The sequence below is a fragment of the Chitinophaga oryziterrae genome (assembly GCF_009758125.1).
In the GTDB taxonomy this organism is placed as follows: domain Bacteria; phylum Bacteroidota; class Bacteroidia; order Chitinophagales; family Chitinophagaceae; genus Chitinophaga; species Chitinophaga oryziterrae.
Map to the genome: position 1 here is coordinate 43,161 of NZ_WRXO01000009.1, position 15,648 is coordinate 58,808.

16 protein-coding genes are annotated in these 15,648 nt (G+C 43.7%); 1 reads left to right on the plus strand and 15 read right to left on the minus strand.

The genetic code is table 11. From position 1 onward, the window contains the following. Positions 1–130: 130 nt before the first annotated feature. A complete protein-coding gene (locus GO495_RS24620) occupies positions 131–814 on the plus strand; it encodes a phosphatase PAP2 family protein (RefSeq protein WP_157302616.1) in 684 nt (227 codons plus the stop codon). Here GO495_RS24620 and GO495_RS24625 read toward each other — a convergent pair. From GO495_RS24625 to GO495_RS24695, 15 genes are all read right to left on the minus strand, one after another. Next, entirely contained in the window at positions 811–1,401 is a 591-nt protein-coding gene (locus GO495_RS24625; protein ID WP_157302617.1) for a toxin-antitoxin system YwqK family antitoxin, read from the minus strand. The genes GO495_RS24620 and GO495_RS24625 overlap by 4 nt on opposite strands. 92 nt (positions 1,402–1,493) lie before the next feature. Then, positions 1,494–2,384 (minus strand): DUF4382 domain-containing protein, encoded by an 891-nt coding sequence (locus GO495_RS24630; RefSeq protein WP_157302618.1) that lies wholly within the window; start codon positions 2,382–2,384, stop codon positions 1,494–1,496. 208 nt (positions 2,385–2,592) lie between these two features. Next, a complete protein-coding gene (gene glgB, locus GO495_RS24635) occupies positions 2,593–4,527 on the minus strand; it encodes a 1,4-alpha-glucan branching protein GlgB (RefSeq protein WP_157302619.1) in 1,935 nt (644 codons plus the stop codon). Positions 4,528–4,793: 266 nt separating this feature from the next. Further along, positions 4,794–6,584 (minus strand): DEAD/DEAH box helicase, encoded by a 1,791-nt coding sequence (locus tag GO495_RS24640; protein WP_157302620.1) that lies wholly within the window; start codon positions 6,582–6,584, stop codon positions 4,794–4,796. 75 nt (positions 6,585–6,659) lie between these two features. Beyond that, positions 6,660–7,967, minus strand: a complete 1,308-nt coding sequence (gene rimO / locus GO495_RS24645; protein WP_157302621.1) for a 30S ribosomal protein S12 methylthiotransferase RimO — start codon at positions 7,965–7,967, stop codon at positions 6,660–6,662. A 168-nt stretch (positions 7,968–8,135) separates the two neighbouring features. Beyond that, positions 8,136–9,008, minus strand: coding sequence for a cupin-like domain-containing protein (locus GO495_RS24650; RefSeq protein ID WP_157302622.1), 873 nt, complete (start codon positions 9,006–9,008; stop codon positions 8,136–8,138). A 162-nt stretch (positions 9,009–9,170) separates the two neighbouring features. Further along, the gene (gene ftsY, locus GO495_RS24655) at positions 9,171–10,133 is read right to left on the minus strand and encodes a signal recognition particle-docking protein FtsY (RefSeq protein WP_157302623.1); all 963 of its coding nucleotides are present in this window, start codon (positions 10,131–10,133) and stop codon (positions 9,171–9,173) included. Positions 10,134–10,406: 273 nt separating this feature from the next. Then, positions 10,407–10,577 carry a DUF4295 domain-containing protein gene (locus GO495_RS24660; protein WP_157302624.1) on the minus strand — a complete coding sequence of 57 codons (171 nt, stop codon included), beginning with the start codon at positions 10,575–10,577 and terminating at the stop codon, positions 10,407–10,409. 82 nt (positions 10,578–10,659) lie between these two features. Continuing rightward, positions 10,660–10,842, minus strand: coding sequence for a 50S ribosomal protein L33 (rpmG, locus tag GO495_RS24665; protein ID WP_089784713.1), 183 nt, complete (start codon positions 10,840–10,842; stop codon positions 10,660–10,662). A 31-nt stretch (positions 10,843–10,873) separates the two neighbouring features. Then, complete coding sequence (gene rpmB, locus GO495_RS24670; protein ID WP_089784710.1) at positions 10,874–11,110, minus strand: 50S ribosomal protein L28; 237 nt, start codon at positions 11,108–11,110, stop codon at positions 10,874–10,876. Positions 11,111–11,331: 221 nt separating this feature from the next. Next, the gene (locus tag GO495_RS24675) at positions 11,332–11,919 is read right to left on the minus strand and encodes a carboxymuconolactone decarboxylase family protein (protein ID WP_157302625.1); all 588 of its coding nucleotides are present in this window, start codon (positions 11,917–11,919) and stop codon (positions 11,332–11,334) included. A 90-nt stretch (positions 11,920–12,009) separates the two neighbouring features. Beyond that, positions 12,010–12,564, minus strand: a complete 555-nt coding sequence (locus GO495_RS24680) for a peroxiredoxin (RefSeq protein WP_157302626.1) — start codon at positions 12,562–12,564, stop codon at positions 12,010–12,012. 567 nt (positions 12,565–13,131) lie between these two features. Further along, positions 13,132–13,866: a bacillithiol biosynthesis deacetylase BshB1 gene (gene bshB1, locus GO495_RS24685; protein WP_157302627.1), complete on the minus strand. Its 735-nt coding sequence runs from the start codon at positions 13,864–13,866 to the stop codon at positions 13,132–13,134. A 40-nt stretch (positions 13,867–13,906) separates the two neighbouring features. After that, complete coding sequence (locus tag GO495_RS24690; protein WP_157302628.1) at positions 13,907–14,407, minus strand: hypothetical protein; 501 nt, start codon at positions 14,405–14,407, stop codon at positions 13,907–13,909. 587 nt (positions 14,408–14,994) lie between these two features. Next, entirely contained in the window at positions 14,995–15,615 is a 621-nt protein-coding gene (locus GO495_RS24695) for a DUF4294 domain-containing protein (protein ID WP_157302629.1), read from the minus strand. Between the last annotated feature and the right edge of the window lie 33 nt (positions 15,616–15,648).

A 15,648-nucleotide genomic window follows, 5' to 3' on the forward strand; every position in this document is an offset into this window, starting at 1 on the left:
AAATATTTTTAATGGGATTGGCTGATTTGTGGTATCACGGATTATCAATCCCATTTTTTATACTTTTGCGGGATAACATGCTGTTAACAATTGTGAAAACAGCTATTTAAAACATTTTAACTGATCCTGATTGCAAAAGTCCCTATCCCCCTATCATAATAATTGTGTGAATACTGCTTCGAGAATAAAAACACTCTTATTTCCCTACACTTTTATTCTCTCCGCAGCAATTGTTATTAAGATCATCTATACCAAAGAAGATATCTATTTCTTTATCAACCACCTCCATTTCCCGGCTGGTGATGTATTCTTTCCCTATGCTACTGAAATGGGAAGTACCACCACTGCCATAGTGCTGCCTTTGCTGTTGCTGTTTGTAAGCTACAGGAGCAGCTTATTACTGGCTTCCGGCTATATTCTTACAGCGCTGGTCGCTTTTCCGTTAAAATGGCTGTTTGAGGCTCCCAGACCTAAGCTTTACTTTCTCCATTCTACACTCCCAATTTATTATGTGCCTAAAATAGAAGTGTTGTCCAATCATTTCAGCTTCCCTTCCGGACATACGGTATGCGCCTTTACAGCAGCAGTAGTGCTGACATACATTGCACCGCGCAAAAGCTATGGCTGGTTATACCTGGTCCTGGCCTTACTGGTGGCATATTCGCGTATGTACATGAGTCAGCACTTCTTTGAAGATGTGACGGCTGGTTCATTTGTAGCGGTAAGTGTAAGTATTGCCTGGATTTCCTGGTTCGATCACCTGCCATTCCTGCAAAAAGAAGGCTGGCAGGGATCGCTGAGTAATAAATTTTAATGTTTGCTTTTCTTACCACCGGTAGCCTGATGTGGTAAAAAGTTAACAGGAGCTGTTTTTTGTGGGGTACTGGGCGCCAGGGTATCCATTTCTTCCGGAGAGACTGGTTCTCCCCTCTTATAGTATTCCTTAGTCATATGCCCATCTTCATCATATACTTTCCATACACCATTTCTCAGGGAATTGGAAGTCCGTGCTATTTCTTCCATTCTCTCTTCACCGGTAACAGGGTCTATTACACGGTACGTCTCTTTTTGTCCGTCTATATCTATTGCTATGAATGATCCTTCTGCACTTACCAGGCCATTGGAGTAAAAATACCGGCAATGCCCATTTAATACGCCATGTTTATAAGTTTCCTCTGCGATTATACCGCCGGATTCTGCATATTTCTTCCATACACCTTCCTTGAAATCATTTATGTAATTGCCTTCCCATGTATAACCGGGTTCCCCTTTCACTTCGGGCATCTGCTCAGACCACGGGCCCTGCTTGTGTTTCTGCGCATCTACCTGGTTGGTTTTCTCCTGTGCAAACGCCGCAAACATCATTAATTGTAAAAAAGATAGTATGAACAGTTGTCTCATAGGTTTATTTGATGCAAAGCTAACAAAAAAAAAGCCGGTGCAAAAGTATGCACCGGCCTCAATCGTATCTTATTGCGCTTGTCCCGCTATAATTACTTGCTCAGTTGAATCTGATCTACGCTTGTATTCTTACCCTTTTCTACGGTTATACCAGTGATGGTAGTATCCTTGTAGCCATTGGAAGCATTTACATACAAACTGTAGCTACCTGCTTTCAGGCCTCTCACTTTATACTGACCGTCTCTCCATGGTAATGCATAAGCAGTATCTGTGTCATTGTACACAGTGATCACAGGCCATGCATCAGCTGGTTTCACCACACCTGAAATACTACCGGTTTGTTTAGCAGTAAATACGTGGATCACAGGACGCAGAATGAACTTGTTATTTCCTGTCTGGATAATTGAACGATCGATGTCGAAATCCAGCCACAGACGGAAGTTACCGCTTTCAAATTCTTCCCATTCTTCAGGACGGATCTGTACTACCAGTTTCACCTGACCGGAAGGTGATTTCAGCGGATAAGTTACGCTGTCTTTCACCAGGTAGTTATTATCACCCAAAGTGATAACGATCTTCTTTACTTTACCGCTTGGTACTACACCATTACCCAGTAAGGTGTCTGTACCGTTGCGCAGCGACAACACATCATATTCCCCGGCGCGGATAGGTAATGAATCCCATACCTGGCAGGAGTCTTTACCAAAATGGTGGTCTTCACCCCACCAGCAACGGTTGTAATCATCTCCCCAATCGCTGTCACCAGTGGCAGTACAGGTATCAACCAGTACTTCTACCTTGCGGATATCCAGGAATACATTGTCAAAATAGCCTGGATTATCTGTAAAATAGACATTCAGTCTCTGCTGGTTAGCAGTCAATGATGTTTGTGCAGATTCGTCTTTCTTGCAGGAGTAAACGATGACAGCTAAGAGCATAGTAATGGCTAGCCACCATCCGTTGTTTCGGAGATAGGTTCTCATGATAAAGAGTGGTTTATGTTTTTAAAAAATACTTTATTTACAAAGCATTCCCGGCTATTAACGTTTTTTAACAGCCTTTATTACTTCTATAAGTAAAGCATTCTTTAGATAGAGAAAATAAACAAAAGTTTAACAGAGTTGAAAATATTTTAACGTATTAGCATTCAGCTTCTTTTGAAGATGGCTGAGCCTGAAGGTGGAATTTATATTAATTCTTTTTCAAAATTATGGCGCCCAAAGGTGGGAGCCGGAGTTCTAAAGTATAGTCCTTCCCGTTGTAAAATTGTTTCCGGGTTTTAACAGGCGATGTATTCATGACCCCACTTCCGAAGAACTGCGGATCATCACTGTTTAATACTTCTGTCCAGGTACCTTCTTCTGTCATCGCTACCAGGTAATTTTCCCTTGGTACAGGCGTCATATTTAATACTACCAGCAGATCGTCTTTCGGCTCAAAGCCTTTACGTTTATATGCCAGTATACAATTATCATAATCTGATACGATCACCCATTCAAAACCGTAATACTCAAATTGCTTTTCGTATAATGCAGGCCGGGAAGTATACAGATGATTCAATGCTTTTACAAAATTCTGTAAGCCCTGGTGAGATTCATGCTTTAACAGGAACCAGTCCAGCTCCGAACGGAAGTTCCATTCAGATGTCTGCCCGAACTCATCTCCCATGAATAAGAGCTTGGTACCGGGATGCGTGAACATATAACTGTACATCAGGCGTGCATTGGCAAATTTCTGCCAGTCGTCTCCCGGCATTTTATACAGCATGGGAGATTTGCCGTGTACCACTTCATCATGACTGAAAGGCACCATGAAGTTTTCTGTAAATGCGTAGGTAATACTGAAAGTAAGGCGGTCCTGTTCCCACTTGCGTAACAGCGGATCTGTTTTGAAATAACGCAGGGTATCATTCATCCAGCCCATCATCCATTTCATACCAAATCCTAATCCGCCCATGAATGTAGGACGTGATACACCATAAAACGACGTAGATTCTTCAGCGATAGTCTGTACATCGGGGAAAAGCCTGTAAATCGTTTCATTCATATTTTTCAGGAAAGAAATTGCTTCCAGGTTTTCCGGCCCTCCCTTTTCATTGGGTTCCCATGTACCGGCAGGACGGGAATAGCTGAGGTGGATCATGGATGCCACGGCATCCACACGTAATCCGTCTGCATGAAATTTATCTAACCAGAAGATAGCGTTGCTTAATAAGAAAGAGCGTACTTCGTTACGACCATAATTAAAGATATAACTGTTCCAATCCGGATGAAAACCTTTACGCATATCCGCATACTCATAGGTATGAGAACCGTCGAAGCGGAACAAACCATGCGCATCGTAAGGGAAATGTGAAGGTACCCAGTCGAGGATCACACCAATACCGGCTTCATGAAAAGCATCCACAAAAGCCATGAATTCCTGCGGGGAACCATAGCGGGAAGTAGGCGCGTAATAGCCTGTTCCCTGATATCCCCAGGAGCCGTCGAACGGATGTTCCATTACGGGCATCAGTTCTACATGTGTGAAGCCCATGTCTTTTACATAAGGCACCAGCCTATCGGCGATTTCTTTATAGGTGTAGAATAATTCATGATTGGAAGGATCTGGGCGGCGCCATGATCCCAGGTGTACTTCATATACGGAATAGGGGCTGGTAAGACTGTTATGTTTACCACGGCGTTCCATCCACTTTTTATCTTTCCATTTATAGTCCAGCTTCCAGGTGACGGAAGCGGTTTTAGGGCGTACTTCCCAGTAGTTGGCGTACGGGTCTCCCTTTTGTAGTTCCTCCCCGGAGTTGGAACGGATGAAGTATTTGTAGAGTGTGCCTTGTTTCACGTTCGGAACGAACCCTTCCCATATACCGGACTTATCCCAGCGCGGGTATAAGGTATGGCGGTAATGGTCCCATTCATTAAATGCACCTATCACTGAGACATAAGCAGCATTAGGCGCCCATACAGAAAAGTATGTACCGGTCACCCCTTCGTATTCTACGGCGTGAGCCCCGAATTTCTCGTAAAGGTGTGCATGCGTACCCGCCTGAAACAGTTCAATGTCTTTTGCAGAAAACAATGAAAAGGGAACTACTGGTGATAATGTCTGCTTTTTTACTTCTGTCATAACAAGGAATACACTAGAAATAACAAGATAGTTCAAATTTTAGATTTGCCACTCTATCCAGCTATTTTGGACACAGGATAAGGGGCAAGTATCCGGCCAATTAAAAATGAAACCCCAAAAACTCCGTTTTATAATATATCACAAAACATAATAGGCTCCGTTAGGAGCCATGGTTTGTTGTTCGATAGATTCTACCAACACGCCCCCAAAACAAAAAAAGGGTCCCGGTAATAATACCAGGACCCTTCTAAAATATCAACTAAAGATTAGTATCTTTTTTTGTACGCTGGTTTAGCTCTGCTGCTGCCACCTGCCCCTCTTTCGCTTCTTTCGCCGCCGCTTCCACTGCGTTCCCAGCGTTTACCGCCATCTTCACGTGGAGGACGACCGCCACCGGAACCTCCGGGGCCACCAGACCTTGGACGTTTATCACCGTCCTGAGACATTTCTATACGTACGCTGCGGCCATTGTATTCTGCCTTTTTGAAAACTTCCTGAAATTGCGCTACCACATCGTTTTCTACTTCAAAGAATGAATACACACCTTTCAGATCTATACGTCCGATCTTGTTGCCACGTACTCCGCTGGTATCGCAGAGGTAACGTAACATATCGCCACGGGTAAAATCGTCTACAGAACCCAGGTTGATGAACAGACGGGTAAATTTCCCGTTGCTTCTGCTACCGCGGTCTGCACCAACAGCGCCACCATCCAGTGAACGTCTTTCTTCTTTCACGTTCAGATCAGGTGCATCCTGGTAGTATTCCAGGAATTCGTTGAATTCCAGGGAAGCAAAACGCTTAATGATTTCCTCTTTGCTCATTTCAGCAAATTGTTCATATATGCGTTCCAGGTATGGTTCGATCTGTTCTTCGTTTACGGTTACGTTATGTACTTTATGTACAAGACCGAACAGTTGTTTTTCGCACACTGCAAAACCATCAGGTACTTCAGTTTTCACGAACTTCTTACCTAATACTCTTTCAATCTGACGGATCTTTCCGATATCACGACCTGTAATGATAGCGATGGAGATACCAGACTTACCGGCACGACCGGTACGGCCGCTACGGTGTGTGTAGTTCTCAACGTCATCAGGCAGTTCGTAGTTGATTACGTGTGTAACGTTATCCACGTCGATACCACGGGCAGCAACGTCAGTTGCCACCAGTACCTGTAAAGATCTGTCGCGGAAACGTTTCATCACCTTATCACGCTGTTGCTGTGTCAGATCACCATGTAAGGCATCTGCATTGTAGCCATCGCGGATCAGGGATTCGGAAATTTCCTGAGATTCGATTTTAGTACGGGTAAAGATGATACCGAAGATATCGGGGTTGTAATCCACAATACGTTTCAGCGCTGCATATTTCTCACGGGGGCGAACCACGTAATATTCATGCTCGATGTTCACGTTACCACTGTTCTTGTTACCTACCGTCAGCTCAAAAGGATCTTTCATGTATTTCTGAGCAATACGGCGAACTTCCTGTGGCATGGTGGCAGAGAACAACCAGGTGGTCTTCTCATCCGGAGTGTTGGATAATATATTGTTGATGTCTTCCTGGAATCCCATGTTCAGCATTTCATCTGCTTCATCCAGTATTACATAACGAACGTTGGTAAAGTTAACTGCCTTACGCTCTATAATGTCCAGTAAACGGCCGGGAGTAGCAACGACAATATGCACGCCTCTTTTCAGATCACGTAACTGCTGTACGATGCTGGAACCGCCGTAAACTGCTACTATGCTCACGTCACCCAGGTGTTTGCTGAAATTCTTCAGGTCATTGGTGATCTGCAAACACAGTTCGCGTGTTGGGCATAATATCAACCCCTGCGGGTGACGTTGTTTCAAATCGATTTGCTGTAATAACGGCAGGCCAAAAGCTGCGGTTTTACCGGTGCCCGTCTGGGCCAGTCCTACGAAATCCCTGTCGCCGCCAAGCAACACTGGAATTGCTTTTTCCTGTATGGGTGTAGGTGCGATGAATCCAAGATCCAGGATTCCTTTTAAAATTGGCTCTTGTAAGCCGAGTGATTCAAATGTTATCATTGATTTGCTTTGTTCAGGCTCCGTCGGGAGCCGTTGTATATCATCAGTCGTATTAACTGATTTAATTCTTAGTAATCAGATTAATTCCCCTTCCAGGTCATAATCAAAAGCCTTCGTGATCTTCACTGTTACAAATTCTCCTGGTTTCAGGCGTTTGGTAGTGTTGATGATCACTTCGTTGTCTACCTCTACAGAGTCAAACTCTGTACGTGCCAGGTAACGGCCGGACTCTTTCTTGTCCACTATTACCCTAAACACCTGGCCAATTTTCTCCTGGTTCTTCTCCAGGGAAATTTCCTGCTGTACTTCCATGATCTCCTGGGCCCTGCGTTCTTTCTCTTCTGCAGGAATATTATCTTCCAGGTCATGTGCAGAAGTACCTTCTTCATGACTATAGGTAAATACTCCTACCCTGTCGAAACGCATTTTTTCGAGGAAGGCTTTCATTTCTTCCACGTCTTCCAGTGTTTCTCCCGGGAAGCCGGTAATGAGCGTGGTACGCAGGCAAATGCCCGGCACCTTCTCCCTGATAGCTGTTACCAGTTCTTCCATTTCCACACGGGTGATCTGGCGTTTCATGGCTTTCAGCATATTATCGGCAGCATGCTGTAAAGGCATGTCTATGTAATTACAGATGTTCGGGAACTCTTTCATTACATCCAGGATCTCCATCGGAAACTTATGCGGATATGCATAATGTAAACGAATCCATTCCAGTCCTTTAATACCGGCCAAAGCACGCAGCAGTTCAGACAAACGGCGTTCTTTGTACAGGTCCAGACCATAATAAGTCAGTTCCTGTGCGATCAGCATGATCTCCTTTACGCCTGAATTCACCAGCTTCTCAGCTTCTGCAACCAGGCTTTCTATGGGCCTTGATACGTGTTTACCACGCATCAGGGGGATCGCACAAAAAGAGCAGGTACGGTTACAGCCTTCAGCTATCTTCAGGTAAGCGTAATGTGTAGGGGTACTGAGCAAACGCTCTCCCAACAGTTCTGCTTTATAATCGGCATCAAATTGTTTCAGGATCAGTGGCAACTCCATTGTACCAAACCAGGCATCTACCCCGGGTATCTCCGCTTCCAGGTCTCCTCTGTAACGTTCACTGAGGCAACCGGTAACGTATACCTTATCAAGGCGACCGCGCTGTTTCAATTCTACCTGGTCAAGAATGGTATTGATAGATTCCTCTTTTGCTTTATCGATAAAGCCACAAGTGTTCACAACCACTATGTTATGATCTTTACGGCCACTTTCGTGAACTACATCGATATCGTTGGCAAGCAACTGTCCGCTAAGGACCTCAGAATCAACCATGTTCTTGGAACACCCAAGCGTAATTATATTAACCTTATCTTTCTTTAAAGTTTTTGTCTTCAAGCGCGATTTGTTTTATAGGTAAACCAGCCTTTGGCTTGTTTACTTACCGCCACGAAGACATCCAGACACGAACGAAGAGAACAGCAGACTTACTGTTTAGTGACTATGAGCCTTAGTGGGGGTTATTTGTTTTAAGAATTGCAAAGGTAACTAATTAATTACGAAATGTCAACCCCCAATTAAAATGCGTTCCGCTCTTCTCTTTGCAACCTTCCTTTTATAGTGGTACCACCACTCGGGCGCCAGTTTTATCAGCAGGTTATTCATCCCCCTTAATCCTACCAGGTGATATAACCCGTTCAGCTTGCCGGACAAAGTATGATCCATTGCCCTGAGGCTCATGGCAAAACCACTGTCCAGGTATTCCATATGATGCCAGTAACCGGCCGGCATAAACATCGTATCCCCATGTTCCAGGATGGTCGTATACCCTTTGGCATGTTTCAGGGCCGGGAAATGTTCCGTATCCAGTTGCTCGCTCCAGTTCACAAAGCTGGCGGCGCTTTCTACTGTCAGTGGCATTTTATAAATATAAGGCGATTGCTGGTTATCAAACAGCAGTACCCTTTTACGTCCTATAAACTGGGTATGAAAAATATGCGACAGGTCGATATCGTAATGCATGTGCGCCACCGAACCTGCTCCGCCTACGAATAGCATAGGGTACTTTTTAAGGAAACGGGGAGTATACTCATCCGGCCAGATGATATCTTCTGCTATCTGCGGAGCATGCTGGAAGATATTAAACAGGAAGATGCGCAGTTGCACCGGCCCCTTCCTTACCATATCCAGGTAGTCCCCGAAAGGGATGTAGGCATCGGCCCCGTTCACCAGGGTCCTGGCCCCTGCCCGGGAATTGTCATATAATCCTACGGTCTGTTTCCCCACAACAGATTTAAAATAGTCCCAGGTCCACTTTGTGTAAGCAGGCCATCTTTTACTGAGCCCGGTGATAATAACGGGTTTGCGTTTGTCGTAATAGTATTTTCTGAAATCTTGGGGGCTAATGTTCTCAACTCGGTCAATGGAGGTGATCTGCATATCAGGGCGCTTTGTTAAGGAGTATGTTAAAACGATTAAATGATAGACCATGTAACACAAGAAATGTGCCGCTGGCATACCCTACCACATCCTCCAATAAAAAAGGTCCGGGGAATATACCCGAACCTAATTCATCAACATACGTTATAACTTATATGATAATCAGCTATTTATACTAAATAGTGAGTCTACGAATTCTTCCTTGTTGAACACCTGTAAATCCTCCATTCTCTCTCCTATACCAATGTATTTAACGGGGATTTTGAACTGATTGGCGATAGCCAGTACCACCCCACCTTTTGCAGTACCATCCAGCTTGGTGATGGCCAGGGCGGTTACTTCAGTCGCTGCGGTAAAGTGACGTGCCTGTTCCAGGGCATTCTGCCCGGTAGAGCCGTCCAGTACCAGTAACACCTCATGAGGCGCTTCCGGTAATACTTTCTTCATTACGCGCTTGATCTTGCTTAATTCGTCCATCAGGTGCGCTTTGTTATGCAAACGACCGGCGGTATCTATAATGATCACATCCACATCCTTTGCGGCCCCGCTTTGTACCGTATCGAAAGCCACTGCTCCGGGATCAGATCCCATTTGTTGTTTAACAATGGGTACACCCACACGCTCGCTCCAGATAGTGAGCTGGTCTACTGCTGCTGCGCGGAAGGTATCCGCAGCGCCTAACAGTACACTTTTGCCTGCTTTCTTGAAGTTATAGGCCAGTTTACCAATGGTGGTGGTCTTGCCCACACCGTTCACGCCTACCACCATGATCACGTATGGTTTTTTACCGGCCGGTACGTCAAAATCGCGAAAGCCGCTGTCCGGTGCATCTACCAGTAATGCTGCAATCTCTTCTTGCAGCATCTTGTTTAATTCACTGGTTCCCAGATATTTATCTTTAGCTACTCTCTTTTCTATCCGGTCTATGATCTGAACGGTGGTATCTACCCCTACGTCCGCGGATACCAATGCTTCTTCCACGCTGTCCAGCACTTCTGTATCAACGCTGGATTTGCCGGCGATCGCACGACCGATCTTTGTCAGGAAGTTTTCTTTCGTCTTCTGTAATCCCTGGTCTAAGCTCTCTTTCTTCTCCCTTGAAAATAACTTATTGAAAAAACTCATGGTAGTTTATTTTGAGTCTATGACCTGACAGGCCACAGTACAATTTCGGAGCGTCAAGTTACTGAATTTAAAGTACAAGTGATCCGCAGCAGCTATTGCACAAAGGATGCCAAGGCAGGCAGAACAGACAAAATGACGCTATAAACACGCGAGCGGAGCTAAATGATGCAAATAGATCCGGCTCTGTTTTTCGCTATCTGATCTTCACCTGCTACCAACACAAAAAGCTGTCCCTTGTAAGGACAGCTTTTATAGTATCATTAGTAAAGCCAATTACTTGCTCATGTATTCCTGCACCTTATCCTTGTGCACGATTGATTCCTTAAAGGTATAAGCACCAGTTTTAGGAGAACGAACCGCCTTGATCACTTTCGTCCACACTTTCGAATCAGCGGCTGCTTTAGTATCTTTTACTTTCGCGTTCTTAGAAGCACCTTTTGCCATTGTTTTATTGTTTTACGGTTTCATGGCTGTATGGAACAAATAGCTGCATTTACAACCATCTTACCATACAACAACTCAACAATTATTTAATTTCTTTATGAACAGTTACTTTCCTCATTATAGGATTGAACTTTTTCAGCTCCAGACGTTCCGGAGTATTCTTTTTGTTCTTGGTGCTGATATAACGTGAAGTACCAGCCAGACCAGAAGTCTTATGCTCTGTACATTCTAATATCACCTGCACCCGGTTGCCTTTTTTTGCCATTGTCTATACAAATTAAAGTGAATGCTTATAATTAGATGCTTTGACCAGCTGCACGCAAGTCTTTCACAACTGCATACAAACCATTCTTGTTGATAGTCCTTAAACCATCAGCAGAAACTTTCAAAGAAATCCAACGATCTTCTTCCGCCAGGAAGAAACGCTTTTTCTGCAGGTTAGGCAGAAATCTCCTGTTAGTCTTAATATTGGAGAAGGAAACATGGTGACCCGTGATCGGCTTCTTTCCTGTCACCTGACATACTCTTGCCATGATACAAAAATTTTGGACTGCAAAAGTCGCATTTATTATTGATTAATGCAAATATTTACACCCCGATTTTATTAACAATACCCTAATGTGCAAATCTTGTAATCGTATAAAATAATACAAACTGCTGATCTTCATTTAATTACAAGGGCTACCTGCCATTTATAATATAGATATCCACATCCCCTATTATCGCCACTATTTACACAAAAAGGTGGTTTACTTTACAAAAGTACGACCAAACTTCTTAATACCGCGCCTAATCTTACAGCTTCTAAAATCCGCTGCTGTTCAGTCCCATGTTTCAGCAATGCTTCTTCGTGGGAAGTCACACACATTTCACAACCGTTCAGGGCAGAAACCGTCAGGCTTACCAGTTCAAAGAACTCCTTACCCAGTACCGGATTGGCCATGATGCTCATACGGATACCTGCTGGTGTAGCAGTGTAAAACTCCTTATTCACAAAGTGACGGAAACGGTAGTAAACATTATTGGCGTTCATCAGGGAGGTACAACTGATAATTTCAGCAATGTCCTTAGCGGTAGCGCCTTCTTCGGTAGCCAGCTTTTCGAAGGAAGCCTGCAGATCTGTATGCTTCTCGTTTACAGCTACTGCCAGTCCTAACAGGTAAGCTTCTTTCTTTGATAAAGTAGTAGCCGTGAGGGAGTTGGTAACGTTTATCTTAAGGTCTTTCAGGTAACGGGCATCGGTATCAGCCAGGGAACGTAAACGCGTGGAAAGCTGCGCTTCTGTTAATCCTACTGCCTGTAATAACTGTATAGCCGTATCCTGATTTGTTGTTGCGAACATAATAAGTATTGTTTAAAAGAAAAGGGCTAAAAGCTCCGCAGGAGCTCCGTGTCTGGAGCTTCTACGGAGCTTTTAGCCCATGTAAATTAATTAGTTAGCCAGTGTAGCTTCTCCTTTCACCCAGTTGCAAGGGCACAGCTCATCTGTCTGCAGTGCATCCAGTACACGGATCACTTCTTTCACGTTACGGCCTACGTTCAGGTCGTACAGGGAAACCCAACGTACAATACCCTGTGGATCAATGATGTAGGTAGCACGGTAAGCTACTTTCTCATTTTCTTCCAGGATACCCAGTTCTGTTGCCAGAGACTTAGAGGTATCAGCCAGCATTGGGAAATGCAGACCACGCAGGTCAGCATGATCCCTTCTCCATGCAGCATGTACGTACTCGCTGTCGGTAGAAGCTCCGATCAATACAGCATCGCGATCAACGAAATCCTGGTAGTGATTATTAAATTCTGCTATTTCGGTAGGACAAACAAAGGTGAAATCCTTAGGCCACCAGAACATTACTACCCATTTACCGGAAGCTTTTAATTCTTCAGATGACAATTCGTAAAACTCCTTGCCTTTCTCGATAGATATTACTGCGGTTTTTTTGAACTCAGGAAATTCTGAGCCTACAGATAAAATTACATTTCTCATGATCGTATGTCAAATTTTGATTTACTGTGCCTTAATCTTGTTATTCGGGTGCAAATATTATATTGAATGACCTATAAATCAAATAGATTTTTTCCACCGTGCATATTGAAAAACTCTATACAACTACGGAATCAGCCTGTGACAGCTATTTTGGCCAATTTTACCCTTTAAAGAAGAAGTCATAATATAATCTTAACGATTTATGAAGAAAACCGTAACATTTTGGCACAGTATTTAGTTATATAGTCGTATACGATACTTTAAAAAACGATCAGAAAATGAAATTCAGAAATGTACTATTAGTTGTGTTCACAATCGGACTGGCACTTATCCCATTCATTAAAAACAGCCTTAGCAAAAGTGATGAATTTGATGCTACACAGGATCTTTTCATTTAATGCATAATTAGTGGCAGACCAATCCTATTGTAGAAAATATCTCGTGCGTACCCTTCCTTTTAGAGGAAGCAGGGTTGTCATTGTTCTCACTATTCCAATTTAATTATATTAAAATGGACCAACCTCTCAGTTGGTCCATGGTGCTCAAAATATCCTCCTTGTCAACAGATCACGTAACATTACCGATAAGGTCTTTAAAACTCTTCACTCCCAACATCTTTACAGTCGTAAATCCTTCTGCATACGCTACCCCTACCATCTTACCCATCGTCTGATCCCTGCTTATCACACTTTCAAAGAAAGCCGGTGACGAAATATAGGTTTTAGGCTCGTTGTCTGCTGCGGGTGCTAAGAACTGCGTTTTAAAGCACTTTATAGCCTCTTTCTTGCGCTCGATCACTTCACTGATATCTACTACAAAATCGGGGTGCGTGAAGCTGTCCTGCAGGAAATGGAACACCTGGGGGGGACGCCATGCTTCCTGCGGTTTCCCATCCTCATCCAGCGTTTCTATCTTCCTTAAACCGGATAAGAAACAACAATCTGAGATTAATTGTGCAGCACGCCCATGGTCCGGGTGACGGTCTACAAAAGCGTTGGCCAGTACAATACCCGGCCGGTACTTGCGGATAGCTGCTATTAACAGCATTTGTTCCGGCCTTTCGTTGCGGAAGAAACCGTCGGCAAGGCCTAAGTTATCACGGACGGCCAGGCCCATTACTTTAGCGGAAGTGGCCGCTTCCACTTCTCTTATTTCTGCGCTGCCACGGGTACCCAGTTCACCGCGGGTGAGGTCCAGCACGCCTACTTTCATACCCTGGGCAGCGTGTACCATCAGGGTACCTGCACAGGCAAGCTCTACATCATCAGGATGAGCTGCTATAGCCAGTATATCTAATTTCATCGGAAAATTCCTGTCTTTTGGTGGAGTGCAAAGATAATATCTATTTAGACCGGATTACCACTCCGGCTTTCATGTCTGTTACCTTATATTGTTCTTTAAGGATTTTAGGACTGATAATGGAAATATCAGCTATCCCCTTCTTTTCAAGGGCTGCGAGTAAGGGTTCAATACTGTTCGTCAGTACAGCCCCATCCAGGATGTACTGGAAACTGCTGTCGTTGCCATATTTCTTTAAAGCTTCAGCGTAAGCGGGAGAAAGCTCACTGAATAATTTATTATACCGTTCGTGGGCAAATGGCTTGGTTTCTATGTAGATAACGCTGTTGATCCCTCTGGCTGCATACTTTTCCGGTACTTTCTTAAACTTCACCACGTTGATCATCGCTATCCTGTCGGGACTTAATCCTGTCATTCCACCGGCTGTTTCCACGCTGTCTACGTAAAAAAGCGTGCTGTCAGCCGTTCCTAATGATAATAGCTCCTGCCCTAAGCAGGTAATACTTCCCAAAAGCAGGCAGGAGAGAATAATTCTGAATTGCATCCTTAAAGTTAGCTAAAACCTTAACTAAACGACATAGAATTTGGGGTTATGACAGCGTAGATTGCCAGATGTTGTTGATCATAAATACACTGCATCTGACTGTTTAGTTCTCTGATGTAGCTTTGGAATATGGGCTCAGCATTTGTTTTTCAATTTAACTTCACCTAATATTCACGTCAGATAAGGTGTATTTATCGATCAACAACATCTGGCGCGAAGATTATGTAATCAACCTGAGGCACTACCGAAATTTTCACTATTTTCCAGTATAATAATTTTCAATATACTTTAATGTGTTGTTAATCAGTAATAAAAAAGCATTGAAACATTAATGACTACTGATAACCTATTGATACTCTGTGCATTCAGGTATATAACCCGTATATAAGCCCTATATAACCCGTATATAACAGGTATATAAGCCGTACTTATATAGATAGGGCTTATATACCACTTATATAGGGGTCTATTAACAGTTATAAAAAGTTTATAGGAAGGTTTATGCTCTTTCTCTGTTTTGTTTAAGACATATCAATACAAACAAAAAAGGCTCCCGAAGGAGCCTTTCAAATAAAGTAAGTTGCTGGTTAGTTATATGCCCGCGAACCGCGATACATTTCTATTTCCTGTACAATGGCCTCAATATCCTTATCCTCATCCCTGTCATATTCACTTTTGAGATTACCGCCAAAGAAGAAGGCGACGGTTTGCCATATGCGGGCAGAGAACCCACCTTTTAATTCTTTTATGATCTCATAACAGTTCTCCCCTGTTTCCCTGTTAATCAGTTTCATTAATATCTTCCCCTGGTAAACAGACAGGTTCTCCAGTTTATCTCCAAACTGGGCTTTCATCTGCTTTTCTATGGTAGCCAGGTAAGCTTTGCGCTCCCTTTTATCATGCAGGGAAGCCAGGTGGTTGTTCACATCTTTTAATATCTTGGCGGCCGCTTTTGCATATGGGTAGGTCACGTATACGGCATTCCTCAGCCTTGTCCATTGTTCCCGCTGTTTACGGAACTTTTTAGGCAGCTGGTCCACCACCTCTACAATCCTGAGCGTAATAGAAGGAATCGTATCCCCGTTCACTACGATGGCACTGACAGGGATGCTATCCACACCATGACGAACCTGGGCATTGGCCCCGACGCAGCATAGGATGCATAACAATATGGTAAGCAAGGAAATAGCAGATATCAGACGGCGCATAGTTCTTAAAATATTCCTAAACCTTTCATAAAA

What these genes read in the sequence shown, in the direction of transcription:
- GO495_RS24625 (WP_157302617.1), bottom strand. Translation starts at nt 1,401, where the DNA reads ATGAGACAACTGTTCATACTATCTTTTTTACAATTAATGATGTTTGCG.
- GO495_RS24630 (WP_157302618.1), bottom strand. Translation starts at nt 2,384, where the DNA reads ATGAGAACCTATCTCCGAAACAACGGATGGTGGCTAGCCATTACTATG.
- glgB (WP_157302619.1), bottom strand. Translation starts at nt 4,527, where the DNA reads ATGACAGAAGTAAAAAAGCAGACATTATCACCAGTAGTTCCCTTTTCA.
- GO495_RS24640 (WP_157302620.1), bottom strand. Translation starts at nt 6,584, where the DNA reads ATGATAACATTTGAATCACTCGGCTTACAAGAGCCAATTTTAAAAGGA.
- GO495_RS24650 (WP_157302622.1), bottom strand. Translation starts at nt 9,008, where the DNA reads ATGCAGATCACCTCCATTGACCGAGTTGAGAACATTAGCCCCCAAGAT.
- ftsY (WP_157302623.1), bottom strand. Translation starts at nt 10,133, where the DNA reads ATGAGTTTTTTCAATAAGTTATTTTCAAGGGAGAAGAAAGAGAGCTTA.
- GO495_RS24660 (WP_157302624.1), bottom strand. Translation starts at nt 10,577, where the DNA reads ATGGCAAAAGGTGCTTCTAAGAACGCGAAAGTAAAAGATACTAAAGCA.
- rpmG (WP_089784713.1), bottom strand. Translation starts at nt 10,842, where the DNA reads ATGGCAAAAAAAGGCAACCGGGTGCAGGTGATATTAGAATGTACAGAG.
- rpmB (WP_089784710.1), bottom strand. Translation starts at nt 11,110, where the DNA reads ATGGCAAGAGTATGTCAGGTGACAGGAAAGAAGCCGATCACGGGTCAC.
- GO495_RS24675 (WP_157302625.1), bottom strand. Translation starts at nt 11,919, where the DNA reads ATGTTCGCAACAACAAATCAGGATACGGCTATACAGTTATTACAGGCA.
- GO495_RS24680 (WP_157302626.1), bottom strand. Translation starts at nt 12,564, where the DNA reads ATGAGAAATGTAATTTTATCTGTAGGCTCAGAATTTCCTGAGTTCAAA.
- bshB1 (WP_157302627.1), bottom strand. Translation starts at nt 13,866, where the DNA reads ATGAAATTAGATATACTGGCTATAGCAGCTCATCCTGATGATGTAGAG.
- GO495_RS24690 (WP_157302628.1), bottom strand. Translation starts at nt 14,407, where the DNA reads ATGCAATTCAGAATTATTCTCTCCTGCCTGCTTTTGGGAAGTATTACC.
- GO495_RS24695 (WP_157302629.1), bottom strand. Translation starts at nt 15,615, where the DNA reads ATGCGCCGTCTGATATCTGCTATTTCCTTGCTTACCATATTGTTATGC.